Source organism: Actinomadura oligospora ATCC 43269 (genome assembly GCF_000518265.1).
GTDB classification, from domain to species: Bacteria; Actinomycetota; Actinomycetes; order Streptosporangiales; family Streptosporangiaceae; genus Spirillospora; species Spirillospora oligospora.
On sequence record NZ_JADG01000013.1, the window covers coordinates 89,232 to 115,539 of the forward strand.

General features: G+C 72.2%; 22 protein-coding genes. 17 read left to right on the forward strand and 5 right to left on the reverse strand.

Annotation, left to right across the window (positions count from 1 at the left end):
* Positions 1-127 precede the first annotated feature (127 nt).
* From P696_RS57515 to P696_RS0122520, 14 genes are all read left to right on the forward strand, one after another.
* Entirely contained in the window at positions 128-1,933 is a 1,806-nt protein-coding gene (locus P696_RS57515) for an eCIS core domain-containing protein (protein WP_211245828.1), read from the forward strand.
* 231 nt (positions 1,934-2,164) lie between these two features.
* The gene (locus tag P696_RS0122450) at positions 2,165-3,790 is read left to right on the forward strand and encodes a phage tail sheath family protein (protein ID WP_026414097.1); all 1,626 of its coding nucleotides are present in this window, start codon (positions 2,165-2,167) and stop codon (positions 3,788-3,790) included.
* 194 nt (positions 3,791-3,984) lie between these two features.
* A complete protein-coding gene (locus tag P696_RS0122455; protein ID WP_026414098.1) occupies positions 3,985-4,428 on the forward strand; it encodes a phage tail protein in 444 nt (147 codons plus the stop codon).
* Positions 4,428-4,904, forward strand: a complete 477-nt coding sequence (locus tag P696_RS0122460; RefSeq protein WP_026414099.1) for a hypothetical protein — start codon at positions 4,428-4,430, stop codon at positions 4,902-4,904. The genes P696_RS0122455 and P696_RS0122460 overlap by 1 nt, the downstream gene beginning before the upstream one ends.
* Entirely contained in the window at positions 4,901-5,071 is a 171-nt protein-coding gene (locus P696_RS54740; protein WP_211245829.1) for a DUF6760 family protein, read from the forward strand. The genes P696_RS0122460 and P696_RS54740 overlap by 4 nt, the downstream gene beginning before the upstream one ends.
* A 1,930-nt stretch (positions 5,072-7,001) precedes the next feature.
* Positions 7,002-7,742, forward strand: a complete 741-nt coding sequence (locus P696_RS54745; protein ID WP_157429858.1) for a hypothetical protein — start codon at positions 7,002-7,004, stop codon at positions 7,740-7,742.
* Between the two features lie 1,054 nt (positions 7,743-8,796).
* A complete protein-coding gene (locus P696_RS56155) occupies positions 8,797-9,042 on the forward strand; it encodes a hypothetical protein (RefSeq protein WP_157429859.1) in 246 nt (81 codons plus the stop codon).
* Positions 9,043-9,135: 93 nt separating this feature from the next.
* Complete coding sequence (locus tag P696_RS0122490; RefSeq protein ID WP_026414103.1) at positions 9,136-9,573, forward strand: phage tail protein; 438 nt, start codon at positions 9,136-9,138, stop codon at positions 9,571-9,573.
* Entirely contained in the window at positions 9,573-10,286 is a 714-nt protein-coding gene (locus P696_RS0122495; RefSeq protein WP_026414104.1) for a CIS tube protein, read from the forward strand. The genes P696_RS0122490 and P696_RS0122495 overlap by 1 nt, the downstream gene beginning before the upstream one ends.
* Positions 10,287-10,308: 22 nt before the next feature.
* Positions 10,309-12,135, forward strand: a complete 1,827-nt coding sequence (locus tag P696_RS47350; RefSeq protein ID WP_034486289.1) for a VgrG-related protein — start codon at positions 10,309-10,311, stop codon at positions 12,133-12,135.
* A gap of 28 nt (positions 12,136-12,163) precedes the next feature.
* Positions 12,164-12,598, forward strand: a complete 435-nt coding sequence (locus tag P696_RS0122505) for a GPW/gp25 family protein (RefSeq protein WP_026414105.1) — start codon at positions 12,164-12,166, stop codon at positions 12,596-12,598.
* On the forward strand, positions 12,598-14,550 hold the full coding sequence (locus P696_RS0122510) for a putative baseplate assembly protein (protein ID WP_026414106.1): 1,953 nt from the start codon (positions 12,598-12,600) through the stop codon (positions 14,548-14,550). Before P696_RS0122505 ends, P696_RS0122510 begins: the two co-directional genes overlap by 1 nt.
* Positions 14,547-15,134, forward strand: coding sequence for a phage tail protein (locus tag P696_RS47355; protein WP_034486290.1), 588 nt, complete (start codon positions 14,547-14,549; stop codon positions 15,132-15,134). The genes P696_RS0122510 and P696_RS47355 overlap by 4 nt, the downstream gene beginning before the upstream one ends.
* Positions 15,131-16,417 carry an NADase-type glycan-binding domain-containing protein gene (locus tag P696_RS0122520; RefSeq protein WP_026414107.1) on the forward strand — a complete coding sequence of 429 codons (1,287 nt, stop codon included), beginning with the start codon at positions 15,131-15,133 and terminating at the stop codon, positions 16,415-16,417. Before P696_RS47355 ends, P696_RS0122520 begins: the two co-directional genes overlap by 4 nt.
* A 20-nt stretch (positions 16,418-16,437) precedes the next feature.
* On the opposite strand, the gene P696_RS0122525 is transcribed toward P696_RS0122520, so the two are convergent.
* The 3 genes from P696_RS0122525 to P696_RS52805 all read right to left on the reverse strand — a co-directional run bounded on the left by P696_RS0122525 (position 16,438) and on the right by P696_RS52805 (position 20,090).
* Complete coding sequence (locus P696_RS0122525) at positions 16,438-17,784, reverse strand: hypothetical protein (RefSeq protein WP_157429860.1); 1,347 nt, start codon at positions 17,782-17,784, stop codon at positions 16,438-16,440.
* 237 nt (positions 17,785-18,021) lie between these two features.
* Complete coding sequence (locus tag P696_RS0122530) at positions 18,022-19,071, reverse strand: ParB/Srx family N-terminal domain-containing protein (RefSeq protein WP_051468010.1); 1,050 nt, start codon at positions 19,069-19,071, stop codon at positions 18,022-18,024.
* A 203-nt stretch (positions 19,072-19,274) separates the two neighbouring features.
* Positions 19,275-20,090 carry a CHAP domain-containing protein gene (locus P696_RS52805; protein WP_051468011.1) on the reverse strand — a complete coding sequence of 272 codons (816 nt, stop codon included), beginning with the start codon at positions 20,088-20,090 and terminating at the stop codon, positions 19,275-19,277.
* A gap of 520 nt (positions 20,091-20,610) precedes the next feature.
* Between P696_RS52805 and P696_RS0122540 the strand changes: the two genes are divergently transcribed.
* A complete protein-coding gene (locus tag P696_RS0122540; RefSeq protein WP_245627781.1) occupies positions 20,611-21,702 on the forward strand; it encodes a CapA family protein in 1,092 nt (363 codons plus the stop codon).
* 64 nt (positions 21,703-21,766) lie between these two features.
* Here P696_RS0122540 and P696_RS0122545 read toward each other — a convergent pair whose 3' ends face one another.
* Entirely contained in the window at positions 21,767-23,092 is a 1,326-nt protein-coding gene (locus P696_RS0122545; RefSeq protein ID WP_026414111.1) for a phosphoribosyltransferase, read from the reverse strand.
* Between the two features lie 299 nt (positions 23,093-23,391).
* Here P696_RS0122545 and P696_RS0122550 point away from each other — a divergent pair, with 299 nt between their 5' ends.
* A complete protein-coding gene (locus P696_RS0122550) occupies positions 23,392-23,625 on the forward strand; it encodes a hypothetical protein (RefSeq protein ID WP_026414112.1) in 234 nt (77 codons plus the stop codon).
* A 20-nt stretch (positions 23,626-23,645) separates the two neighbouring features.
* On the opposite strand, the gene P696_RS52810 is transcribed toward P696_RS0122550, so the two are convergent.
* Positions 23,646-25,412 carry a sensor histidine kinase gene (locus P696_RS52810; RefSeq protein ID WP_245627782.1) on the reverse strand — a complete coding sequence of 589 codons (1,767 nt, stop codon included), beginning with the start codon at positions 25,410-25,412 and terminating at the stop codon, positions 23,646-23,648.
* Between the two features lie 221 nt (positions 25,413-25,633).
* Between P696_RS52810 and P696_RS0122560 the strand changes: the two genes are divergently transcribed.
* Positions 25,634-26,239: a response regulator transcription factor gene (locus P696_RS0122560; protein ID WP_026414113.1), complete on the forward strand. Its 606-nt coding sequence runs from the start codon at positions 25,634-25,636 to the stop codon at positions 26,237-26,239.
* The last annotated feature ends 69 nt before the right edge of the window (positions 26,240-26,308 follow it).

A 26,308-nucleotide genomic window follows, 5' to 3' on the forward strand; every position in this document is an offset into this window, starting at 1 on the left:
TCCGGGCCGATGTCCGGAAGGGCAGTGCGGCTGCCCGTCCGGCGGGCCGCGCGGACCTGCCGTCCACCGTGACGGGTCCGGCAGGCTGGAAGGATCACCCGTCCCTTGTCTCGGAGGAGCCCGCGCCGTGCAGGACCGTGGCCGTACCGACGAAGCCCACCGGCACGCCGGGACCCCGCCCGCGCACCGTCCGGGGACGTCCCGGCGGCATCCCGTACCGGACGGTCCCGTGGCGGCGGCCCTGATCCGCGCGCGTGGCCTGGCCGGGGTGTCCGCTCCGCAGCTGAGCCAGCTGCAACGCCTGGTCGGCAACGCGGCGATCTCCCGCTCGGCCGAGGAGGAACGGCACGTCCACGACGCGTCGTGCGGGCACGCCGTGCAGCGGACGGCGGTGCACCAGGCGTTGAGTTCCCCCGGACGTCCGCTCGCCGCGGACGTCCGGCAGGAGATGGAGGGACGTCTCGGAGCCGACTTCTCCGACGTCCGCGTGCACACCGATTCGACGGGCCACACGGCGGCCGAATCGGTCAACGCGCACGCGTTCACCTCGGGCTCGCACATCGTGTTCCAGCGCGGCCGTTACGACGCTGGATCGGCGTCCGGGAAGCGGATGCTCGCGCACGAGCTGACCCATGTCATCCAGCAGCGTTCGGGCCCGGTCGCCGGGACGGACGCGGGCGACGGCCTCAAGGTCAGCGACCCGTCCGACCGGTTCGAGCGCGAAGCCGAGGCCAACGCCGTCCGCGCGATGAGCGGGGAGCCCGTCCAGCGCCTGGAGGACGAGGGCTCCGCGACCGGGCCCCGACGCGGGGGCGGAAGCGTCCAGCGCATGAAGTTCTCCCCGGGGACCGGCGGACGCGGCGTCGCGGGCTGGGTCGCCAACGAGGGCGCGGAGGAGCGCGAACGCGAGCTGACCGAGAAGCACGGCATCGACATCGGCTCGGTGGCGGGCGGTCCCCGGATGAGCCACTCGATGCTGTACGAGATCGACAAGGTGCTGGGCGAGCTGCCGGAGGACCACGTCCGCGGCAACCCGTTCCTCCGCTCGATCCAGATGGGCGACGGGCTCGGGCAGGCCAGCGCGTACGACTCGCGCACGCAGCGGATCGGGATGGTGAACCCCTTCGGCATGCCCGCGTTCATGTACACCTCGCTCAACCGCGGGTCCCGCGCGCAACGCGGCCTGATGGACATGGGCGCGGCCCTCGGCTACGACGGCCTGACCACGGGTGAGCAGCTCGGCGTCATGGTGCCCGGCACGGACCGCCACGTGATGGGCGGCGTGTCCGACGTGCTGGCCAACGGCAACCTCGTCAAGTGGACGCTGCGCCACGAGATCGGCCACTCGGTCGACCGGAAGGTCGGCTGGGCGCTGCACCTCAGCTCCCGTCCCGAGTTCGGCGGATGGCGCAGGGAGCACCGGGCGGGCATCGTCGAGGCCCTCGCCACCCGGTTCGGGTTCGCCCCCGAGGCGTTCGCCGCCGGAACCTCGCTCGAACCGGACGCCCTGCGCGAACACGCCGCGAACCTGGACGGGCACTTCGCCGGGTGCGGCCTGGACGACGAGCGGCGCGGGCAGGTCGTCGGCTTCGTCCGCAAGGCCCTCGCGCAGCCGTGGATGCTCAACGACGGAGGACGCGCGCACCTGGAGGTCGGCGGGCGCATCTACCACGTGGACCACTACGACGCATGGGTCTCCTACGAGGCCGCCGCGCGCGGCAACGCCGTGTCGAACTACCAGTTCTCGACCCCGGACGAATGGTTCGCCGAGGCGTACGCGGCCTACTACGACCCCAAGGGGACGAGCCGCGCCCGCCTGTCCAACGAGGTCCGCCGCTGGTTCGCGACCGAACTCGGCGAACGCGACGCCGAGACGGCCGCGTCCACCGCCCCACCCACCGGCACCTGCGCCCACGCCCCCCACAGCGACTGACGCGACCGCTTGGGCGGTGGCCGACGTGGCCGACGCGGCGGCTGGCGCGGCGCGCCCGGACGGCGGGCCCGGACGGCGGGCCCGGACGGCGGCCAGCGCGGTGGTCGGGGTGGTGGCCGAACGGGCAGGGAGGATTGCCCCGGAGGTAAGCCGTCCGGACGTTTCGGACAGCGGGGCGGAACGGCAGGGTCGAGTGGTCAGCAGACCGTCCTGTTGGGGGAGTAGCCGAGCATGCCTTCGTACCTGTCGCCGGGCGTCTACGTCGAGGAAGTGGCCAGCGGGTCACGGCCGATCGAGGGGGTCGGGACCTCGGTGGCGGCCTTCGTCGGGTTCGCGCCCGAAGGGCCGCTGAACGAGCCGGTGCTGGTCACCAACTGGTCCCAGTACGTCGCCGCGTTCGGTGACTTCACCGACGGTTACTACCTCGCGCACTCGGTGTACGGGTTCTTCAACAACGGCGGCACCACCTGCTACGTCATCCGGGTCGGCGGCGCTCCCGCCGCCGGGGAGAGCGTCGCGCAGGGCGGGCCGAGGGCGATCGCCGCGGCCGAGCCCACGCGGCTCGGCGGGTTCCACGTCAACGCGCTGCCCGCGGCGGCGTCCGCCGGCCGGATCACCGTCGAGATAGCCGACGTCGAGAGCACCGCCGACGCCAAGGGCGCCGACGGCAAGGCCGACGCGAAGGGCGACGCCAAGGACGCCGACAAGCCCGGCGGCTCCGACGAGCGGTTCCGGCTGATCGTCAAGCTGGACGGCAACACGGTCGAGAACTTCCACGTCTCGACCCGGAAGAACACCCGCGCCTACATCGTGACGCAGGTCAAGGAGCGGTCGAAGCTCATCACGGTGACCGAGGCCGTCGGCGCCGGCCAGCTCGCGCGGCCCGAGAACCAGTCGGTCGAGCTCGCCCGTCCGGCCGCGCCCGCCGCGCCGGTCGGCGAGAACGGGACCGTCACCCCCGAGCACTACCTCGGCGACACCGCCGACCGCACCGGCTTCGGCGGCCTGGAGGCCCTCGACGCGGTCACCATGGTCTCCTGCCCCGACCTGATGAGCGCCTACGAGCGCGGCGCGCTGGACATGGAGAGCGTCAAGGCCGTCCAGCTCGGCATGATCGCGCACTGCGAGCTGATGGGCGACCGGGTCGCGATCATCGACCCGCCGCCCGGCCTGAACGCCCGGCAGATCCGCGAGTGGCGGATGGAGACCGCCGGGTACGACTCGCGCTACGCCACCCTGTACTACCCGTGGATCAAGGCGTTCGACCCGTCCACCGGGAAGGCCTCGATGGTCCCGCCGTCGGGGCACATGGCCGGGATCTGGGCGCGCAGCGACGCCGAGCGCGGCGTCCACAAGGCCCCCGCGAACGAGGTCGTGCGCGGCGCGGTGGACCTCGGCCTCCAGATCACCAAGGGCGAGCAGGACCTGCTCAACCCGATCGGCGTGAACTGCATCCGCGCCTTCCCCGGACGCGGCGTCCGGGTGTGGGGCGCGCGGACGCTCGCGTCCGACCCGGCCTGGCGGTACCTGAACGTCCGCCGGTACTTCAACTACCTCGAGGAGTCCATCCTCATCGGCACCCAGTGGGTGGTGTTCGAGCCGAACGACGAGGCGCTGTGGGCGCGGATCCGGCGCAACATCTCCGCGTTCCTGGTCACCGAGTGGCGGGACGGCGCGCTGTTCGGGTCCAGCCCCGAGGAGGCGTTCTACGTCAAGTGCGACGCCGAGACCAACCCGCCCGAGTCGGTCGACCTCGGACGCGTCGTCTGCGAGATCGGCGTCGCCCCGGTCAAGCCCGCCGAGTTCGTGGTGTTCCGGCTCGCGCAGATCTCCGGCGGCGGCGACCTCGAGGAGTAGGCCGCGACCACCGCGCGGTCACGCCAGGCCGCGACGTCCGCGCGGTTACGCCAGGCCGCGACGTCCGCGCGGTTACGCCAGGCCGCGACCTCCGCGTGGTCGCGTCAAGTCGCGACCTCCGCGCGGTCGCCTCAGGCCGTGACCGCGCGGTCGCGCCAATCCCTTCCCGACCCGTTTGACCCGAAAGAGGAACCATGGGCTTCCAGGGCGGCGACGCCGTTGCGTCGCACAACTTCGGCCTCCAGATCGACGGCGTGATGGTGGAGTACCTCCAGAGCGTCACCGGACTCACCTACGCGCAGGACGTCATCGAGTTCAAGCAGAACTCGGCGCAGGGCAAGCCGATCACCAAGAAGATGCCCGGCGTCGCGCAGGCGGGCGAGGCCACGGTCGTGCGCGGCCAGACCGAGAGCCAGGCGTTCACGACCTGGATCAAGGACTCCATCAAGGGCAACATGGGCTCGGCGCGCAAGAACGCCAGCATCATCGTGATGGACTACCAGAACAATCCGGTCAAGCGGTACCACATGCGCAACGCCTGGTGCAGCAAGATCGAGGCCAGCCAGCTGGAGGCGGGCGGCAACGCGGCGCTCACCGAGTCCGTCACCATCACCTTCGAAGAACTGACGATCGAATAATGCGCCGCTCCGCCCCCGTCGTCCCCGGGTCGCCGCAGTCGCCGTCACCGTCCGCCGCCGACGCTCCGGCGGCGGTCGCGCCCGCGTCCGCTCCCGCCGAGGCCCCGCTGCGCACCGAGTTCGAGTTCGAGCTCCCGCGCGGCTACGTGGACGAGAACGGCACCGTCCACCGGCACGGCGCGATGCGGCTCGCCACCGCCCGCGACGAGCTGGTCCCGCTCCAGGACGTCCGGGTCCGAGAGAACCCGCCGTACCTGTCGGTCGTGCTGCTCGGCCGGGTCATCACCCGGCTGGGCACGCTCCCGATGGTCCACGACGGGACCGTGGAGAACATGTTCGCCTCCGACCTGGCGTTCCTCCAGGACTTCTACCGGCAGATCAACGCCGAGGGGCACACCCGCGCCGAGGTCACCTGCCCGTCCTGCGACGAGCCCTTCGAGGTGGAACTCGGCGGGAGCCGCCTGGGGGAATCGTGACGTACGCGCCCGACCGGCTGCACGAGGAGGTCGCGTACATCGCCTACCACTTCCACTGGCCCCGGGCCGAGATCCTCGACCTGGAACACCCGGACCGCCGCCGCTACATCACGAACATCGCCACCTTCGTGAACCGCGCCAACGCCACGTCCGGGACGGAGGGCTGACCCATGCCCCTTCCCAACCCCTTCCGCCGAACCCCCCGCCCCCCAACCCCACCCACCCAACCGGACACCTCCGCACCGTCGAACGGCTCCGCGCCGTCGAACGGCTCCGCGCCGTCGAACGGCTCCGCGCCGTCGAACGGCTCCGCACCGTCGGTTGGCTCCACGCCCGCGCCCACCCCTGCGCCCGCGCCCACCCCTGCGCCCGCGCCCACCCCTGCGCCCGCGCCTGCACCTGCGCCAGCGCCTGCGTCCGCGCGGTCGGTTGCTCCGGGGCCGGGGCCGGGGGCATCCGAGCCGGGCTGGACGGGCCTGGCCGCTCCCGCTCCGGCCCGTCCGATCCAGACCGTCGCCAACCCGGGGTTCGGTCCGACCCTGCCGACGTGGCAGCGCCCGTCGGTCTCCGGCGACGTCCCCAAGCTCGTCCGCCCCCAGGCCCCGTCCGGCCTGGCCGATGGCATGCTGCGCCCCGCCGGAGTTCCCCAGGCCCTCGGCGTCCGGACGGCGGCCCTCCCTGTCGTCCGCCCGACCCTCCGCCCCACCGATCCACCCGAACCCCCTGCTCCCACGCGCCCGCCCACGCCGCAGGGCCCCGCCGTCCCCCTCCGCCGGACAACCTCCGCCGCAGCCGCGCCATCCGCGCCCGTGCAAAGGCTCGCGGCCCCGCGCTCCTCCACGCCCGCGCCGAGGCCCACGTCGGCGTCCTCCGCCCCCGGCGCCGCGCCCGAATCCCGGTCCCCCTCGACCGCGTCCGGCTCCGATGCCGGACGGAACGCCGGTGCTTCGGGACCGTCATCGACCACGTTGCCGGTCGTGGCGGCTCGTCCCGTCCAGCGGGCGGCGTCAGGGCGCTCACCGCTGACCGCCGCGCGGGTGAGCCCGCTCCCACCCCGCCGGGTCCGCCCCATCGCAGCCGCGAGGACCCCCGGACGCAGCGGCGAAGCGTCAGCGCCGTCCGGCCAAACCACCCCCGGACGGCCTTCGACCTCTCCGGACACCCCGGAACCTGCCCCGGCCCCCACGTCCGCCGAACCAGTGCAGCGAACGGCGACCTCGGACGCTCCGGCCACGAGCGCGACACCCAAGCCCGCCTCGCCGAGCCCGACCCCGCCCGTCCGCAAACCCGCTGGTAGCCGCCGTCCCGGCCTCGGCGCCCCCATGCGACAAGCGCCGAAAAGCGCCACACCCTCCCCTGACGCCCAGCCGCGCACGTCACCCACCGGCACAGCGCCAAAGTCACCTCCCGAACCCGCAGCCCCAAAGCCGGTCCCACCCGCCCCCACGTCCACGCCTGGCCCCACCCCCACGCCAGGGCCCGCGTCCGTGCTTGGGCCCGCGTCCGCACCTGGGGCCGCCTCCGCACCTCGGTCCGCACCCACGCCCGCGCCTGGACCCGCGTCCGCGCCCACGCCGGGCCCCGCGCCCACGCCTGGGCCCGCGCCCGCGGGTGGGCCGACGTCCACGACATCGCTCCCATCCCGGCCCGCGTCCGCACCTGGACCCGCGTCCACGCCTCGGCCCGCGTCCACGCCTCGGCCTGCGCCCGCGAGTGGGTCCGCGCCTACGCCTGGGCCTCGAACTGCGCCCGCGTCCGCGTCCGCGCGTGGGGGAGCGTCGGCGTCTGGGCCCGCGTCTGCGCCCAGGGGCGCGTCTGCACCAGTGCAGCGGACCGCGGCAGTGCGCACGTCCCCGCCTCAGGCCGCGCCCGCGCCTGGAACCGCGCCCGCGCCTGGAACCGCGCACACGTCGTCATCCGCCTCCACGCCCGCGTCCCAGCCCGCACCCGCGCCTCGGCCCGCGTCCGCGCCGGTGCGCGCGCCAACGTCTGGCCCCGCGCCCGCAGCTGGGTCTACGTCCACGACGTCGCTCCCACCCACGCCTCCGTCCGCGCCCACGCCGGGGACCGCGCCAAGGTCTGGACCCGCGCCCGCGGGTGGGCCGATGTCCACGACATCGCTCCCATCCCGGCCCGCGTCCGCGCCTGGACCCGCGTCCGCACCTCGGCCCGCGCCTGGACCCGCGTCCGCACCTCGGCCCGCGCCTGGACCCGCGTCCGCGTCCACGCCTCGGCCCGCGCCACGCCTCGGCCCGCGTCCACGCCTCGGCCCGCGTCCACGCCTCGGCCCGCGTCCACGCCTGGGATCGCCTCCGCGAGTGGGTCTGCGCCCGCGTCCGCGTCCGCGCGTGGGGGCGCGCCGACGTCTGGGGCCGCGATTACGTCTGGAGCTGCGCCCGCGCCTATGTCCACGCCTCGGTCAGCATCCGCGTCCACGTCTCCGTCCGCGCCTGGGGGAGCATCGGCGTCTGGGCCCGCGTCTGCGCCAGTGCAGCGGACCGCGGCAGCGCGCACGTCCCCGCCTCAGGCCGCGCCCGCGCCTGGAACCGCGCACACGTCGTCATCCGCCTCCACGCCCGCGCCCGCGCGTGGGGACGCGCCACGGCCCGTGGTTCCACATTCGCCTGCGCCGGGGTCCGCATCGGCGTCCCCTGCTGGATCTTCCTCCGCGCCGCTCACGTCACCTCCACGCCTGCCAGCGCCCACAACCACGACGAAATCCGCACCCACATCCGGGAGCAGGCCAGGGGCATCGCGAAGGTCCACCCCACGGCCCATGATTCCCCTTCCGGTGGTGTCCGCCCCCGGGCTGAGGCCCGCCTCGGCGTCCTCCGGTGAACCCGCTTCCGCTCCGTCCCGCTCCACCTCAGGGACGCCCACCCCGCCCGCGTCCGCGCCTCGTGTTGAGTCCGCGTCGCCGTCAGGTTCTGCGTCCGGGCCAGCGCGCGCACCTCTGTCACCGCTCACGTCAAGGCCAGTGATCCGTCCTTCGTCCGCGACTTCCCCCGGGTCCGCGTTCGCGCCTGTGCAGAGGTCCGCGGTCCCCTCCCCATCCCAGGACGCGTCGAGGTCCACCCCCTCCTCCGAGACGTCGTCCCCGGACGGGGCTGGACGGAGTTCGCGCGGACGGTCCGGGTTGGGCGCTCCCTTGCGCGAAACGCCACGAAGCGCAGTGCCGCCATCCGCCTCCACACCCCCCGGCGGACCGGCGCGGACTTCGCGCGTCCGGTCGGGGTTGGGTGCTCCCCTGCGAGGCACTCCGCCCACCGTCCTGCCGATCGGCGGACGGCCCGCGCCCGCCGCTGCGGCTCCGGTGCAACGCATTGCCAAGCCATCAGGCACGGACGGCGGCGAGACGGGGGGCAAGGACACGACATCGTCCGTGGGTCCGGTCGGCGATACCGCGCATCCCGTCCAGCGCAGCACCCCAGCGACACCCGCACCCGCACCCGCACCGGCAGCAACAACGGCTGCGACCGGTCCGGACGGCCCGGCGGTCGCGCTGCCCATCGTCGCGGTGCGTCGGCCGATCCAGCGGATGCCCGCCGAACCCCTTGCTGCCCACACAGCGTCCAGCAACGCGGCTCCTGGACGGCGTCCACCGTCCAGGAAGGTCGTCGCGCTGCAGCGGAAAGCCCCGATCCTGGGGACGACAGCCGCCGCAACGTCGATGGCGGCGCTGGAAACCGGTCACATAACGCCTGGTCAGGCCATGGACAGAACCAGCCGGGCAGACGCACCGAATCCCCAGGTGTCGCCGCCTCCGGCCATGCCCGTCGTCCGGACGCCCCAGCCCGCCCCAGCGGCGCCGGTGCAGCGGACGACCCCAGCCGCCCCGCCACCAGCAACACAGCAGCAGCGGCCATCCCAGCCCCCGCCGTCCGCTCCGGTCGTGCAGCGAGCACCCTCGGACGGGGCGTCCGGAGGAGGACGGCACGTCGCGTCACCCCCACCGTCGCCCCCGCCCCCACCACAGCGCCGGACGCACAAGGCCGCCGACCGGAACCGGAAGGCGGCCACCGAGCCCGACCTGGACGAACTCGCCCGACGACTGGTCGGCCCGCTGTCCAGGCTGCTCAGGACCGAACTGCGGCTGGACCGCGAGCGCGTGGGGAGACTGCGTGACCCCCGCCGCTGACGACACGCCCCCCGCCGACACGACCACACACACCGCCAAACAGACGCGCACCGACGAACAGACGCGCACCGACGAAGCAGAAAGGAGAGCCGGATGAGCAACACGAAGGATCCGGGGTCGAGCCTGTTCTTCCGGCTCACCATCGACGGGGAGTCCCTCGGCGACTGGAACGGCTGCGACGGCCTCGCCGCGCAGGTGGACGTGGAGCTGCGCGAGGAGGGTGGCAACAACGGGCACGTGTGGCAGCTGCCGACCCGGGTGCGGCACTCCAACATCCGGCTCACCCGGCCGATCAACGAGGAGACGGTCAAGGTCATGACCTGGATCTCCTCGGTCTCGACGGGGATCCGGCGGCCCACCGCGCAGATCGAGGCGCTCCGCGCGAACGGCGAGCTGGTCGCGCGCTGGGGCCTCCTGGACGTCCTGCCCGTGAACTGGACCGGCCCGACCCTCGACCCGGCTTCCAACACCGTCGCGACCGAGGTCCTGGAGCTCGCCCACCACGGCTTCACCGGGTCCGGGGGCGCGTGATGGCGGGCGGAGGGGGCCGGACCAGCCACGTCAAGGCGACGCTCAGCATCCACGAGCCGCCCGCCGGGGACTCCACCACCCCGGGCGGGACGATCAGGAAGATCGCGTTCCAGTTCAACCCGGCGCAGCTGGAGATCTCGCGGTCGGCGCAGTGGACGTACACGCCGACGGTCGCGTCCCGGGAGGCGGGCCGCCCCGAGTTCCTCGGGACCGACCAGCAGAGCCTGGACCTCGAGATGTTCCTGGACTGCTCCGACAAACCGGGCGACTCGCGGGTCCGGACGGCCGTGGAGGCGCTGTTCTCCTGCCTGAAGGTCGTCCCGTCGAGCCTGCCGGACCGTCCGTCCCCGCCGTGGGTGATCCTCGAGTGGGGCAAGTTCAGCACCGTCCGGTTCGTCGCCTACGTCCGGCAGGCGGCGGCGTCCTACACGCTGTTCGACGCGACCGGCGAGCCGATCCGGGCGACCTGCCGGATCTCGCTGGAGGAGATCCCGCACGCGACCGCCGGGCAGAACCCGACGTCCGGCGCGCTGTCGGCCCGCCGGGTGCACCGGGTCGTCGCGGGCGACAGCCTCGCCTCGCTCGCCTGGCGCGAGTACGGCGACGCGACCGCCTGGCGGATCATCGCCGAGGCCAACGACCTGGACGACCCGATGCGGCTGCCGCCCGGCCGCGAGCTGCTCCTGCCCGCCGCCGACGAACTCCACGTCTGACTCTGAGGGAGGGCTGAGAAACGTGTCCGAGGGGACCTACACCAACCTGCTGGCCGTCGCCATCGACGGCGCGCCGCTGCCCGCGACCGTGAAGCCGCTGCTGGTGGACGGCTGGGTGGACGCGTCGGTGAACGTGCCCGCCGCGTTCCAGCTCACCTTCCGCGACCCGCACCAGAAGGTGCTCGGACGCCTCGGCGTCAAGATCGGCTCGAAGGTCGTGCTGCGCGCGCTCGCGGTCGGCCGGGACGGCGGCACGCCCCTGTTCACCGGCGAGGTCACGGCCCTGGAGGCCGACTGCGACGGGACGGGGAAGTACAGCGTCATCCGCGGCCACGACCCCGGCCACCGGCTGCTGCGCAACCGCCGCGTCGAGGGCTACGTCAACATGACGGCCTCCGACATCGCGCGCAGGCTGGCGTCCCGGAACGGCCTGGCCGTCGGCAAGGTCGACTCGACGAGCACGGTCTACGAGCTGATCACGCAGCCGAACGTGACCGACTGGGACTTCCTGACGCGGCTCGCGCAGGAGAACGACGTCGAGATGTCCTTCGACGACAAGGGCAAGTTCCGGTTCGTGAAGCCCTCCGACGCGTCCGGCGCGCCGGGGGCGGGCACGCACGCGAAGCAGAGCCACCACGTGCTGGAGTTCGGCGTGAACCTGCTGAGCGTCCGCACCGGTGTCACGGCGTCCGACCAGGTCAAGGAGGTCGAGGTCCGGGGCTGGGACGTCGCGGGGAAGCAGAAGCTCACCTCGCGCGCCCCGGCGACGACCAACCCCGAGCTGAAGATCGGCGTCACCGGAGGTCAGGCGATCGGGCCGTTCGGCCAGGCGCGGCTGGTCGAGACGAGCGTCCCGTACGACCGGCAGGCGGAGGTCCGTGGGGCCGCGGACGCGCTCGCCGCCGACGTCAGCTCCGCGTTCGCCGAGGTGGAGGCCGTCGTCCGCGGCGATCCCAAGCTGCGTCCGGGGCTGCCGGTCGCGCTGAACGGGATCGGCAAGCCGTTCGAGGGCAAGTACACCGTCAGCACCGTCCGGCACGTGTTCTCCACGGGCGAGCGGTACGAGACGCAGGTGACGGTCACCGGACGCCAGCACCGCTCGCTGTTCGGGCTCGCGTCGGGCGGTGTCCCGTCCGCGCCGCGCCTGCCCGGCGTCGCGATCGCGATCGTCACCGACGTCCAGGACCCGCTGAAGCAGGGCCGCGTCCGGCTCCGTTTCCCCTGGCTGGACGACAAGTACGTGAGCGACTGGGCCCGCGTCGTCCAGTACGGCGGACGGCGCGGCGGGTCCCTGATCATGCCCGAGGTGGACGACGAGGTGCTCGTCGCGTTCGACCGCGGCGCGCTCGACCACCCGTACGTCGTCGGCGGCCTCTACAACGGCGTGGACCGGCTGCCCAAGTACGAGCGGACGCCGCTGGTCGGCACCGGCGGCAAGGTCAACTGGCGCGCGTTCGCCTCGCGCACCGGCCAGCGGATCGAACTGCTGGACGCCCCCACCAAGCGCGGCGTCACCGTGTCGAGCGGCGACGACAGCATGAAGGTCGAGCTGAACGAGCGCGGCACGAGGGTGACCGTCCACAGCGACGGGACGGTCGAGGTGAGCGGCGCGCGCGGCGTGAGCGTCAAGGGCGGCACGGACGTGAACATCGACGGCGCGGCCCGGGTCGACATCAAGGGCGGCGCGCAGGTCGTGATCAGCGGCGGGACGGTGGACATCAAGGGCGCCGAGGTGAGCATGGAGGCCGCCCTCTTCAAGATCACCGGGATGGTCGAGGTCCAGGGCAAGCTCAACGTCATGGGCGTGATCCAGCAGAACGAGATGCCCGTCATGGTCATCCCCGCCTGAGAACGCCACAACGGCAAGGAAGGAAACGATGGGGGAGCAGTTCGTCGGCGCGGGCTGGGGATTCCCGATGCGCGTCAACGCCTCGGGCGGCATCGCGCTGGTGACCGGGGAGCGGGAGATCGAGGAGGCGATGCGCCTGGTGCTGGCCACCGCCCCCGGCGAGCGCCCGACCCGTCCGGAGTTCGGGTGCGCCGTGCACGACATGGTGTTCGCCCCGGTCAACGAGGAGACCGCGGGCCGCATCGCCTACGAGGTGCGCACCAGCCTGGACCGCTGGGAGCCCCGCGTGGACGTCGAGGACGTCGAGGTCACCGCCGACGCCGAGGACGTCGGCGTCCTGTACATCGACGTCCGCTACAAGATTCGCGGCACCAACAACCCGCGCAACCTGGTCTTCCCCTTCTACGTGATCCCCCGCCACGACGAAGAGGCCGCGGACGAGGCAGAAACGGCGGCGAGCTGATGGCCCTCCCCTCCCCGAACCTCGACGACCGCCGCTTCCAGCAGTTCGTGGACGACGCCAAGCGGTACATCCAGCGGCGCGCCCCCGAATGGACCGACCACAACGTCTCCGACCCCGGCGTGACGCTGATCGAGGCCGTCGCGCACATGGCCGACCAGCTCGTCTACCGGCTCAACCGCGTCCCGGACAAGAACTACCTCGCGTTCCTGGACCTGCTCGGCATCACCCTCCTGCCGCCGTCCACGGCCCGCACCGACATGACGTTCTGGCTGTCGGCCCCGCAGGACCGGACGGTCACGATCCCGGCGTCCACCGAGGTCGCCACCCAGCGCACCGAGACCGAGGAGGCGACCGTCTTCGCCACCGAGGACGCCCTCGACCTGGTCTCCTGCGAACTCGACCGGCTCGGCGTCCAGCACGAGGGCGGCCCCCTGACCGACCGCACCGCCGACCTGCTCGAAGGCCGGGACATCGACTGCTTCTCCGCCGCGCCCCGTCCCGGCGACGTCCTGGCCTTCGGCCTCTCCGCCGCCGTCCCGTCCTGCGCCGTCCTCCTCCGCCTGGACAGCCGCGTGGACGGCATCGGCGTCGACCCCCGCCAGCCGCCCCTCGTCTGGGAGGCGTGGACGGCCGCCGGGTGGCGGGCCTGCGAACTCGACAGCGACGGGACGGGCGGCCTGAACCGTCCGGGCGAGATCGTCCTGCACGTCCCGGACGGCCACGTCATGTCACGCGCGGGCGCGCACGAGGCGGGCTGGCTGCGCTGCCGCATCCTCGACCCCGAACCCGGGCAGCCGTTCTACTCGGTGTCCCCGACCGTCCGCGCCGCCGAGGCCGCAACCCTGGGCGGGACGACCCGGGCGATCCACGCCGAACTGGTCACCGACGAGGTGCTCGGCGAGTCGGCGGGCGTCCCCGGACAGCGCTTCCAGCTGGCCCGCACCCCGGTCGTGAACGGCGACCCGCCCCTCGTCCTCGAAACCTCCTCGGGCGACGGCTGGGACACCTGGGACATCGTCGAGGACTTCGCCGCGTCCGGGCCGTCCGACCGGCACGCGCGGCTCGACCCCGCCACCGGCGAGGTCGACTTCGGCCCGGCCGTCCGGCTCGCGGACGGCGGCCTGCGCCAGTACGGAGCCGTCCCCGACAAGGGCGCGACCCTGCGCGCCCGCTCCTACCGCACCGGCGGCGGGCAGTCCGGCAACGTCGCCCGCGGCGCGCTCCGCGTCCTGCGCAGCTCGATCCCGTACGTCGCCCGCGTCACCAACAGGGAGGCCGCGCGCGGCGGCGTCGACCCCGAGACCCTGGACGAGGCCCGCCGCCGCGCCCCCATCACCCTCCGCGCCCAGGACCGCGCCGTCACCCCGCGCGACTACGAGGAGCTGGCCCGCCGCGCCGCCCCCGAGGCGGCCCGCCTGCGCTGCCTCCCCGTGGACGACGCGGGCGTCGGAGCGGTGCGCGTCCTGGTCGTCCCGCAGGCCGTCCCCGACCCCGGCGGACGGCTCCGCTTCGAGCAGCTCGTCCCCGGCGACGACCTCCTCGGCCGCATCACCCGCTACCTGGACGACCGCCGCCCGATCGGCATCCGGCTCAGCGTCGGCCCGCCGTTCTACCAGGGCGTCACCGTCGTCGCGACCCTGCACGCCTTCGGCGCGGCCGACGCCGAGAAGGTCCGCACCGCCGCCCTCGAGGCCCTCTACGGCCACCTGGACCCGCTCACCGGCGGCGCGGACGGCCGCGGCTGGCCCTTCGGCCGCCCGCTCCAGTCCGGCGAGGTGTTCGCCGTCCTGCAACGCGTCCCCGGCGTGGAACTGGTCGACGAGGTCCGCCTCCACGCCGCCGACCCCCTCACCGGCAAGCGCGGCGACGCCGTCGACCGCATCGACCTGTCGGCCGCCGCCCTCCTCTTCTCCCACGACCACAAGGTCCGCGTCCTCGGAGGCAGGCGGTGAGGGGCGGCGTCGACGGCCTCGGCACCCCCTACCCGCTCGGCGACCACCTTCCGGCCGTCTTCGCCGAGGACGACCTCGCCCAGCGCTTCACCGCGGGCCTGGACGAGGTCTTCGCCCCCGTCCTGTCCGTCCTGGACTGCCTGGACGCCTACCTCTCCCCGTCCCTCGCCCCGCCGGACTTCGTCACCTGGCTCGCCGGCTGGGTCGGCGCCGAGCTCCGGGGCGACGAACCCGACCACCAGGCCCGGGACACCGTCGCCACCGCCGCCGGGCTCCACCGCCTGCGCGGCACCCGGCGGGGACTCGCCGCCGCCGTCCGCCTCGCCTTCGGCGTCGAACCCGAGATCACCGAGAGCGGCGGCGCGACCTGGTCGCCCCGTCCCCTCGGCGACTTCCCCGGCAGCCGGACCCCCCACCTGGACGTCACCCTGCGCGTCCCGGACCCGTCCGCCATCGACGCCCAGCGCCTGGACGACCTGGTCGCCGCCGCCCGTCCCGCCCACATGCCCTACGAGGTCCACGTCCTCCCGGCCACGGCCGCGCCCACCGGCATGTGGACCGCCCCGACCAAGGAAGCCCCATGACGACCAAGGACGCCTGCCCCGACTGCGGAGCCCCCGGCCAGTCCGGCTCCTTCTGCGACATCTGCGGCGCCGTCCTCGACTGGTCGAACCCCGCCCCGGCCAAGACGCCCCCGCCCGCCCGACCCGCGACACCCCCGGCGGCCAAGACACCCCCGCCCGCCGCGACACCTCCGCCCGCCCCGCCCCGGACGCCGCCACCGGCCACGCCGACCCTGCCGGAACCGCCGAACGTCCACCCCGAGTCCGCACCTCCGAACGCCCCCACCGGACGACGCTTCGCCCCCGAACCCGAGCCCGACCGCGCGGACTCCACCGAACCGTCCCCTCCGAAGCCGGACGCCGCTTCACCCCCGGCGGCGACCCACTCCACCCCGCCCGAGGACGCGGCCGAACGAGCCCGCCGCCTCCTCGTCCCGGTGGCGGACCAGCAACCCCCCGCCCCCGCCAACCCGCACGTCGCGCCGGTCCTCCCCGGCCGTCCCGAACAGGCCCGTCCCCACATCAGGCAAGCCGAGGAGATGGCCGTCGTCGGCGGGGTGATCTGCCCCTGGTGCGACACCGCCAACCCCCGCGAACGGCACTTCTGCCGCAAGTGCGCGATGAGCCTGGTCTCCGCCGACCCGTCCGGCCCCCGCACCCGCTCCTGGTGGCGCCGCATCCTCCGCCCGGACGACTCCGAGGCCCCCTGGGCGGGCGAACGGCCCCGCCTGCGCCGCGGCCTGAACCGGGCCCTCGCCACCACGATCGCCGCAGCCCTGGGCCTCACCGCCGTGGGCGTCGGCGTGGCCTACGCCGACAACGCCGTGAACGGCGTCTACGACCACTTCGCCAAACGCGTCCCGGTCTCGGTGAGCGACTCCAAGGCGTCCCACTCCGACCCCAGCCACGGCCCCCGCATGGCCTTCGACGGCCTGGCCGACACCTGGTGGGGCGACGGGTACGGGGGCAGCGGCGCGGGCCAGTTCCTGGAGTCGACCTTCGGCCAGCCCACCGACCTCCTGAACGTCATCATCACCCCGGGCGTCTCCAAGCAGCCCGACCAGTACGCCCGCCAGGGCCGTCCCCAGATCCTCGCCGCCCTGATCACGACGTCCGACGGCGGGACGACCACCAAGACGCTCCGCCTGGACGACGCCGCGGGCCCGCAGAAGCTCCCCCTGCGGGCCCACAAGGTCACCAGGATCCGCCTGACGATCCAGGCCGCCTACGGCGCCGGTCCGAACGTCCAGGTGGGCATCTCCGAGATCGAGTTCTTCGGCCGCTCCTTCGCGGGCACCCGCTAGCTGGAGTTCGCGGGCACCCGCTAACTGGAAGGGCTCGCACCCGCCTGTGCCGCCGCCCCGGGCCGTGGAGCGTCCACGCCCGGGGACGGCGCCAGGAACTCGCGGACGGCGAACGCGAGCCCGATGGCGACCGCGAACCAGAAGACCACCAGGCCGGTCGGATGGTTCCACAGCACGAAGACGACCGCCGCGACGACCAGGATCCCGACGCCGATCCACCGCTTGTGACGACGCACGAAGCCCTCGACCGGACCGGCCCGGAACCCCGCCGACTCCGCCGCCGAGCGGACGCCGCCGATGCCGGTGCTGCACGCCGTCCGCACGGTCGTGGCCACACGGGACGGCCCGCTGAAGAACGCGGCCAGGGCGACCAGCACCGCCACCGCCGCCACGGACCGCACGGCCTGCCGCAGGAACAGCACCAGGGCGTCGTAGACGGCCCCGGCCGCGCCGGGGTCGGCGTCTGCGGGCAGCCGGTCGAGGAAGTAGGTGCGGAAGACGGCGAGGGCGAGGCCGAGCACCAGCATCGCCGCCGCGAAGCCGATCGCCGTGCCGATCAGTGCCCTCCGCCGGTCCTTGGCCAGGTAGACGCCGCAGGCGGCGACGAGCAGGGCGGCGATCGGGAGCCAGACGCCCAGGATCTGGAGCAGCCGGAACCCCGACTTCGCCTTCGCCAGGGCCGAGGACTCGAAGAGCGTGAAGTCGGTGTGGACGGCCGGGATGTTGGAGGCCAGACCGAACCCGGAGTCCACCAGCTGGGTCTTGACCTTGTCCACCGCGGGTCCGACGTCGACGGTGACCTTGTCGCCGGTCAGCTTGACGGTGCCGCCGCCCTGACCGGTGAGGACCTTGTCCACGGCGGCGTGCGCGGCGGTGATCACCTTGGTCCAGATGGTCGCGAACGCGTCGCTGGCCACGACGCGGCCGGTCACGGTGCTGATCAGGCTGTTCAGGCCGTTGCCGATCGGCCCGCTGAGCTTGTTGATCAGGGTGGCGGTCCTCGGCGGCACGCCGCGTTCGGTCGCGGCGGCGGACAGCTCCTTCACCAGCGAGTTCACGTCGACCTGCTGCTCCACCGCCTTCGTCACCCGGTTGGTGACGGCAGTCTGCACGTCGGAGTTCTTGGCGAGCGGCCCCATCGCGGCCACGAACCGTCCTGTATCGGTGACCTGGTCGCTCGCCCAGACCGAGACCACCGACAGCATCGCGAGCACGCAGGCGCAGACGACGAGCAGCCCGGAACCGAAGGAGCGGACGCGGTGCCGTGGCGGCCGGGTCCCCTGCTTCTCCAACTCGGCCACCCGCTGCCGAAGCTCGTCGACCTCTCCGTCGCCGGGTCGCCCGCCACCGGCCTCCGTGGACGGCATGCCCCCTCCATTCCCGCGTGCCGATGGCCCCAACGGCCAGGCCCGCATGATCGAACGCGAGAGTACATCCGTCGTCACACAAGGTCACGGACCATGACTCCAAGTGAACGCCGCCCCCGGGGACAACTCCTGGAAATGCGAAGTGCGGGCCGAGGCTCACCTCGACCCGCACCTCGTCGGTGGTCCAAACGACGCCCGGCCCGGCCGACCACGCCGATCCGGACACCGCGCAAAGCGTCAGCTCAGTCCGTGCACCCGCTTGTACTCCAGCGCGTAAGCGAGCTTGCCGGGCTTGGACACGTCGTAGGGCTTGCTGAGCTTGGCGAACTCGCCCTTGTCGGCAGGCGCCCCGGCGTTCCACTGGTCGAGCGCGCCGAGCTGCCCGGCCGTGAACCCGCTGTCGACCACGGAGCTCTTGGACAGCGCCGTCATCTTCTGCGTCAGCGCCTTGACGGTGCTCAGGTAGCCGGCCAGGTCGTTCTCGTCCCACGAGGAGAGGTCGACCGGCCTGGCGTCCCGAACCCAGCTGCCCCAGTAGAACTCCTGGAACGGCACGCTGTTCTGCGTGTAACCGATGTCGCGGCTGAAATAGAGGAGGCTGCGGTACTTGTCGTCCTGGAAGTTCGCGAGGCCGACGCTGTCCGGCAGCTTGTTCACCTTGACGGGCCTGCCCTCGGGGTCACGCAGGTAGTCCCACTTGTTCGCGGCCATCCTGGCCCAGAACGTCTTCGGGGTCAGAGCGCTGAGATTGGCCAGGACGCGCAGCCGCACATGCGTGTCGAGCCCGCCGTCCGGCGTCTCGGCGAACGACGTGAGCGTGTGGTGCCCGTCCGTCAGGTACGGACGTCCTCCAGGACCGATGACGACCGTCTTCATCTCCGCGACGCTGTCGGCCGTCTCACCCCCGACCGGCAGCTCGCAGGTGAACGAGGACGGATCGTCCAGCCGGGCCCCCGGCTTCACGCTCGCCGCCGAGACCCGTCCGTCCGCCTCGCACCAGTCGTCGAACTTCTTGTTGACCGCGTCCTTGCCCAGCGTGTAGCGCCCGAGCTTGTAGTAGACCTCGCCGTATCCGAGCGACGGCTGCGTCGGCTTGACGTCCCCGATCCGCACGTCCAGCAGCTCGCCGGTCCTGGCGCACAGGTACCGCGCGTAAGGCGTCGCGCGCTGGTCGTGCCCGCAGAACGACGGCTCGGCCTGCGCGGGCGCCGCCACCGCGAGCCCGCCCCCGGCCGCCAGCGCCGCCCCGGCGATCGCAACGCGCAGCGAAAGCCCTCCGACCCGCATCGACCAGCTCCTCGCACCCGGCGCGCGAACCCCGGGGCCCGCCACGCGATCACCGGACGCCCCACGACGCCCGTCGGCGACCCTGACGGCCGAACCAGAACAACCCAGGTACTGCGGCTGAACACTCACGACCGGATCTCTTACGGGCAAACGAAATCCCCGCCGTGACGCTCGCGCCACGACGGGGATCCGGAGTCAGGCGATCAGAAGTGGAGCATCCACTGGAAGGCCGACTGGGCGTTGCTCACCCGGATGTGGTGACGCGTGCCGTAGTGCAGCGGGGTGTTCCAGTTGTACTCCTCGACGTCGAACGAGCCGTCGGAGTAGACCTTGTTCACGTAGGCGACGTGGCCGACCTTGTGGACGTCGTTGACGGCGATCGCGCCGACCTTCGGCGTCTTGTCGACCCTCACGCCGACCCGGCGCGCGGCGTTGTCCCACATGCCGGCGTTGCCCCAGGTGGTCTTCCAGTGGTTGCTGAAGTTGCGGACGCCGAGCCGGCTCGCGATCCGGTAGGCGGCGAACGCCGTGCAGTTGTTCTGCGCGAAGCCGCGCGCGTTGTGGTCGTAGTCGTTACGCGGCGTCTGCCCGGTGCCCGGCTTCGGGATGCCGAACGAGTGCGAGGCGTTCTGGTTCTTCAGCCCGGAGTTGAGGTTGCCCTTCGCCCCGGCCTTGAAGTCCTGGTAACGGCCGCCGTAGTTGCTGTTGAAGTAGATCCGAACGGTCTTGCTGCTGCGGTTCCACACCGAAGCCGCCGCGTTCTTGACGCACTTGCCCTTGCCCGCGCCGGCGCTCTTGAAGTCGTAGCAACCCGGCTGCTTGGCGCCGTAGTTGCTGACCGACCCCGTGAAGTCCGAGAGGGACCCCTTCTGGCCGCTGTTGTAGTACAGGCAGAACTCGCCGGTGTCGCACTTCCCGTTGCGTCCGGCCGCCTCGGCGGTCCCCGCGGTAGCGATAACGCTCCCACCAAGCGCGGCCACGGCGGCAGCCGCGGTCAGAGTCTTGCCGAGCAACTTCATGCTTGTCCCTTTCACTTCTGTGGAACCAGGGTCGGAGACCCATGAGTGGATCGGACTTCGGCCTGTCGTTCAGGCCGCGAACCCAACGACGCGCGGTGCGGGCGACGGCCTTGGGCGGCGACGGCCTCCAACACGGAGGTCTGCAGCCGGAGCGACGACGCGGAAGGCCACCGGCCCTCCCGCCGGCCGCCGGGCAGACGTTTCGCCCGAGGCGGGGATCATGTTCGCCGATTGTCCGACCTGTCCACAAGAAGTTCGGTGTTGTCAGCCTGTAAGCCGATCCGGCCGGCCCCCGCCCCACCTCACCTGACACCCCTCAAGGGCGTAAAGTGCCCGCCCGTCCCATTTCCCAGCCTCACAGGCAACCCGGGCGGCCCACATGGTGTCCGAGGGGCGATCACGGTCGGTGGTGGCGTTGGGTGGGGTTGTCTTCCGGGCCTTCCGTGGCCGCGGTGATCCCGGAGCACCACACGAAATTGCAGGGGTGCATAGTGGAAGTATGGTGAATCGTCGGGTGACGATGTTCCTCTGCGGTGATGTGATGCTCGGCCGCGGGGTCGACCAGATCCTTCCGCACCCCGGAGATCCCGCGCTGCGAGAGGCATGCGTGCGCAATGCCAGAACCTACGTTGAACTCGCCGAGGCCGTGAACGGCCCGATTCCTCGGCCGGTCGATTTCTCCTGGCCCTGGGGAGAGGCGCTGCCGGTACTCGACGATCTCGAGCCGGACATCCGACTGATCAACCTTGAAACGAGCATCACGAGAAGCGACGCCTTCGCGCCGGACAAGGGCGTGAACTACCGAATGAACCCCGACAACATTCCATGCCTGACCGCACTTCGGCCCGACGCCTGCGCCGTGGCCAACAACCATGTCCTCGACTTCGGCCGCCCAGGTCTGGAGGAGACGCTGACCGCCCTCACCAGGGCGGGATTGCGGGCGGTGGGGGCGGGCCGGGACGTCGTCGAGGCGCGGCGGCCCGCGGCATGCCCCGTTGACGGGTCGGGGCGCGTCTTGGTCTATTCGTTCGGGATGGCCTCGAGCGGCATCCCCGCGGACTGGGCCGCGGCTCCGGATCGCGCCGGTGTGGATTTCCTGCCCGGCCCGTCAGAAGCAGGCGCCGCCGACATCGCCGACCGGGTCCAGGAGGCCAAACGCCCGGGTGACATCGTGATCGCCTCCGTCCACTGGGGCTCCAACTGGGGATATGACGTCCTTCCGGGCCAAGAGCGCTTCGCGCACCGGCTGATCGACGCCGGCGTGGACATCGTGCACGGGCATTCCTCGCATCACCCCCGCCCGATCGAGATCTACCGGGGCAAAGCCATCCTGTACGGCTGCGGCGACTTCGTCGACGACTACGAGGGCATCAGGGGCTACGAGGAGTTCCGGGACGACCTGCGCCTGATGTACTTCGCTTCCGTGGAGTCGGGAACAGGCGTGCTCGCCGACCTGCGCATCGTGCCCATGCAGGCCCGGAAGATACGTCTGGAGCACGCCTCTGGAGCCGATTCCCGGTGGATTCTGGCGCTCCTCGACCGAATCAGCCATCCCTTCGGGACCCGGGTCGACCTTGACCGTGACGGCGTGATCACCGCATACGCCGGGTGAGCGGAGGCCCTTCTCAGGCACCGCTCGCGAAGTGGGAGATCATTTGGCGGATGTCCTCGATGGTCTAGGGGTGCGATACCGGCGCGAGATGATCGATGAACCACTCTCGCGCGAGTCCCGCGACCGTTTCGAGGGCTCCGGGTTCTTCGAACAAGTGCGTCGCGTCAGGAACGACGGCGAGCCGGTTCTCGCAGCGCAACTGGGACTGGGCCTGTTGGTTGAGCTCGAGGACGACCTCGTCCCATCCGCCGACGATGAGCAGCGTGGGCGCTGTCACCTGGGGCAGCCGCGCGGTTGCGAGGTCGGGCCGGCCGCCACGGGAAACGACGGCGGTGATGCCCGCATCGGGTTCGGCGGCGGCCCACAGCGCGGCCGCGGCCCCGGTGCTGGCGCCGAAGTAGCCGACGCGCAGCCCCCTCATCTCCGGGCGGTCGCGCAGCCAGATGGTGGTGTCGACCAGGCGGCGGGCGAGCAGCTCGATGTCGAACACGTTGGCCCGGTCGGCCTCTTCCTGCTTCGTCAGCAGGTCGAACAACAAAGTTCCGAGCCCCGCCTGGTTCAGCACGGTGGCCACGAAGCGGTTGCGCGGACTGTGGCGGCTGCTGCCGCTGCCGTGGGCGAACATGACGAACCCGCGCGGGGATTCGGGCACGGTCAGGCGCCCGGCCAGCCGCACCGGCCCGGCCTGTATCTCGACCTCCTCATCCACCGCGGGGTCGCCGTTCGGCGATGTGCCGGCGCCCGGCGCGGGTGCGGGGCCGCCCGCCTGCCGCAGACAGGCCGCGACCTGCTCGTCGCTGGTCTGGGAGAAGTCGGCGTACCACTGCCCGATCGCCGCGAATCCCGCAGGTGTCTCCAGGCAGATCAGCTCGTCGGCCTCGCCCTCCAGCCCGGCGGTCCAGCCAGGAGGCGCGACCGGGACGGCGAGCACCACCTGTGCCGCCCCCTGGGCGCGCGCCACCTGGCACGCGGCTCGGGCCGTCGAACCGGTGGCGATACCGTCGTCGACCACGATCACCGTTCGCCTCGCCAACGGCACCCGGGCCCGGTCGCCGCGGTACCGCCGTTGGCGACGTTCAAGCTCGGCGCGTTCACGCGCCTCGACCACGGCCAGGTCATCGGCCGACGCGTCCACGAGACGGACGATCTCTTCGTTGATGATCCGTACGCCGTCCTGGCCGATCGCCCCCATGCCCAGCTCCGGCTGGAACGGCGCCCCCAGCTTCCGGACCACGATGACATCCAGGGGCGCGTCCAACGCGCGGGCCACCTCCGCGGCGACGGGAACCCCTCCTCGCGGAAGCCCCACGACCACCAGGTCCTGGCCTCTCAGATGGCGAAGCCGGGCCGCCAAGCGCCGGCCCGCGTCAATTCGATCAGTGAACACCATGTTTCTCCCCCCTTACCTCCAGGCTCAGGCGGGATAGCGGGTGCCGCAAGGGGCGATAGTCCCCTGTTGGCGACGCCAACAACGAATCTGCGTGTGACAGGGGCCACGCCAACCGCGGCGCGCAAGATGCGGGCTTTCGCGGGGGTCTCGGCGACCCCGCCCGGAACGAGTTGCAGCGGGCAAGCGTGGCGCAGGTCGGGTCGGCCTTGTCGTTCCGCTCCCGGGCAGATTGAATTACAGGGCGTCCGCCACCGAAAACGCAACAAAGCGGGAGAAGTCGAAACTTCTCCCACTTTGCTATGGGGGGGCGAGGCCGCGGGTTCGCCCACCTGCGCAACGGCGGCATCACCAAGGCCGAGGCCCGCGTCCCACTGGCCCTGGCGCTCACCCCAACGCGCGCCGCGTCCCTCACCCGCGGCCAGATCCGCGCGGCACTCGAACGCGCGGGCCGAGCCCGCCAGGTCGAGCAGGACGTCGAACGGTTGCGTCAGATCTTCCGCGCCGACCACATGCGCCTGCCCGACCAGATATGACACCACCTAACAAAGCACTTCTAGGAGTCGAACTCGGCGACCAGCTCGAAACGACCACCCGCTCGTGCTCCGGCGGTGAGCCGCCCCCCGGTGCGTTCGGCCAAGCCCCTCAACCCCGATCCGCCGGGACCCGGGCTCGGAGTCGCGGGTGGGGGTTCGGCGGCTCCGTCGTTGACGACGCGGAGCCGGACCGTGTCGCCTTCCGGGGTGACGGTGATGCGGCAGGTGCGAGCGGTGCTGTGTCGTACGACGTTGGTGACCGCCTCGCGCAACACCGCGGCGACCGCGGCCTCCACCTCGGGCGGCAGGGTGCCGGTCTCGACGGTGGCGGCGGCCTGTATCCCGGCGGCCTTCAGGACGGCGTGCGCCGCGGACAGCTCCTGGGCCAGGCGCAGCCCCACCGCCGCGTGGGCCACTGACTCGAGTTCGGTCAGTGCGCGCTCGACCAGGTCGGGCAGCGCGGCCAGCTCGGTGCGGGCGCGGACCGGGTCGGCCTCCATCAGCCGGTCGCACAGCTCTCCCCGGAGCACCACTGCCGACAGGCTGAAGGACAGCAGGTCGTGCAGGTCGCGGGCGATGCGGGTGCGCTCGCGGATGAGGGCTTCGCGGGTCAGGTCCCGCTCGGCCTGGCGCAGTAGGACCACGAGGTTCGACAGCCGGATCAGGCCGTAGGAGACCCAGGTGAGGATGGCCAGGCTCACCAGGAACCCCGCCACCCCCGCCAGGTTGGGCGCCGGCGACAAGGAGAAGTTGAGCGCGACGTACAGCGCCACCACCACACCAGTGATCATCAGAGAGCGTGGTGGCCGCATGCGGATGAGCACCAGGCCCAGGAAGAAGGCCCACAGGTTGGCGATGCCGCTGAGTTCCATCACCAGGTAGCTGAACGGCATGGCCGGGAGACCCACCAGCACACCGAGGAGGATCATCTGCTTGCGTGACGGCTTCATCAACAGCAGAACCACCCCGGCCGCGCAGCTCAGCGGCACCAGCAGCAGCAGTGTCCATGGCCGGATCATGGCCGCGCCGACCCATTGGAGCGACGCATCACAGGCGAACACTGCGGCCAGCGTGAGGCGCGCCACCTTCGGCGACTCGATCGGCGCCGGCCGGGCGGGCGGGAGGCGGTAGTCGGCGGCCGTCGCACGGATGTCGGTCAGCGCCTGCCGGACGGTCTCGACGGCCGCGCCGAGCCGGTCCCGCGCGATCTCCGGTTCGGCGTCGACGGCTTGTGTCAGCTGCGCCAGGACGGCCCGCAGGTGAGCGCCGGCCACCGTGCGCAGTTCACCGTCGACCCGTAGCCGTTCGCGCAGCAGTTCCAGGCGTGCCAGATGCCCGCGGGCCGCGTCGAGCCTGGCCACCATCACCACCAGGGCGTACAGCCCGAAGATGATCAGACCGTCATCGGCGGTCTGCAGCATCCTCATGCTCGCCGACAGCGCGTCGTCGGTCCACAGTCCGGCCACGTCCGTGGCGACCAGGATGAGCCCGAACAGCGGCCAGGCCACTCTTCCCCGGAAGGAGCACAGCGCCGCGACCGCCAGCGGCCAGGGCATCCAGTCCCAGTGCGTGCCCGCGACGGCGAACGGCACCGCGTACAGCATCATCAGGACCGCCAGCAGGGCGTCCCGGACCCGGCGGCGATGCGGCCCGGCCAGCAGCGCCACCAGCGGCGGATAGGGAGCCATCGTGACGAACGCGACCGACCACGCCAGCCCTTCATCCAACGCCGACAGCAGCCGGATGGCCATGATCAGGCCGAGCGCGGTCCACATCATCAGCCGCACCAACCGCAACTGCGAATCCCCGGTGCCGCCGGAACCGTCGACTACCGGGTCGTCTTCCATCGTCGCAGCAACCGACATCCCCAGCACCCGCGTCCTCTATGGCCACTGACATCACAGAATGTCGGCAAGTTCACATTAATGGCTCTGACCTCCCCGTACCACCTGCTCTTCGCCACCTCCCCTGGCGTCGCCGGGCTCCTGCTGCCGAGATACTGTTCGGCGTGATCAGGATTCTGCTCGCCGAGGACGTGGCGCTGCTGCGTTCGGCGCTGGTGGAACTGCTGTCCATGGAAGACGACCTCCAGGTGGTCGCGGAGCTCGCCTCTGGCGCGCTCATCGTGCCCACTGCGTTGGATGTTCGGCCTGACGTGGCCGTGCTCGACATCGACCTGCCCGAGGTGGACGGCCTGGCCGCCGCCGAACGGCTCCGCGGGCGGCTGCCCGGCTGCCGCGTGCTGATCCTCACCGGTCTCAACCGGCCGGGCCAGCTCCGGCGGGCACTCGCCGCTCAGGTCGCGGGGTTCCTGCCCAAGGACGTACGGCCCGCCGAGCTGGCGGGTGCGATCAGGACCGTCGCCTCAGGCGGCCGGGTGCTGGACCCGGCGCTCACGGCCGCCGCGCTGGAAGCGCCGGCAAGCCCCCTGTCGCAACGGGAGACGATGGTCCTGCGCATGTCGGCCACGGGCGCCTCCCCCGGGGAGATCGCCGAACAGCTCTTTCTCACCCCGGGGACCGTCCGTAACTACCTCACGTCGGGCATGGCGAAACTGGACGCCCGGAACCGCGTCGACGCCATCAGGATCGCCACCGAGGCGGGCTGGATCTGAGGCCGGAGGCCACCGCCGGCAGGAAGTGGCGGGAGGCCGCCCGTCCGGGATCCCCATGAAAAATTCACA

Excerpts from the sequence above, each read along its gene's own strand:
- P696_RS0122450 (WP_026414097.1), top strand. The coding sequence starts at position 2,165 with ATGCCTTCGTACCTGTCGCCGGGCGTCTACGTCGAGGAAGTGGCCAGC.
- P696_RS52805 (WP_051468011.1), bottom strand. The coding sequence starts at position 20,090 with ATGAAGTTGCTCGGCAAGACTCTGACCGCGGCTGCCGCCGTGGCCGCG.
- P696_RS0122540 (WP_245627781.1), top strand. The coding sequence starts at position 20,611 with ATGTTCCTCTGCGGTGATGTGATGCTCGGCCGCGGGGTCGACCAGATC.
- P696_RS0122510 (WP_026414106.1), top strand. The coding sequence starts at position 12,598 with ATGGCCCTCCCCTCCCCGAACCTCGACGACCGCCGCTTCCAGCAGTTC.
- P696_RS0122550 (WP_026414112.1), top strand. The coding sequence starts at position 23,392 with ATGGGGGGGCGAGGCCGCGGGTTCGCCCACCTGCGCAACGGCGGCATC.
- P696_RS0122545 (WP_026414111.1), bottom strand. The coding sequence starts at position 23,092 with ATGGTGTTCACTGATCGAATTGACGCGGGCCGGCGCTTGGCGGCCCGG.
- P696_RS0122495 (WP_026414104.1), top strand. The coding sequence starts at position 9,573 with ATGGCGGGCGGAGGGGGCCGGACCAGCCACGTCAAGGCGACGCTCAGC.
- P696_RS0122455 (WP_026414098.1), top strand. The coding sequence starts at position 3,985 with ATGGGCTTCCAGGGCGGCGACGCCGTTGCGTCGCACAACTTCGGCCTC.
- P696_RS0122525 (WP_157429860.1), bottom strand. The coding sequence starts at position 17,784 with ATGCCGTCCACGGAGGCCGGTGGCGGGCGACCCGGCGACGGAGAGGTC.
- P696_RS0122520 (WP_026414107.1), top strand. The coding sequence starts at position 15,131 with ATGACGACCAAGGACGCCTGCCCCGACTGCGGAGCCCCCGGCCAGTCC.
- P696_RS0122505 (WP_026414105.1), top strand. The coding sequence starts at position 12,164 with ATGGGGGAGCAGTTCGTCGGCGCGGGCTGGGGATTCCCGATGCGCGTC.
- P696_RS0122490 (WP_026414103.1), top strand. The coding sequence starts at position 9,136 with ATGAGCAACACGAAGGATCCGGGGTCGAGCCTGTTCTTCCGGCTCACC.
- P696_RS0122530 (WP_051468010.1), bottom strand. The coding sequence starts at position 19,071 with ATGCGGGTCGGAGGGCTTTCGCTGCGCGTTGCGATCGCCGGGGCGGCG.
- P696_RS0122460 (WP_026414099.1), top strand. The coding sequence starts at position 4,428 with ATGCGCCGCTCCGCCCCCGTCGTCCCCGGGTCGCCGCAGTCGCCGTCA.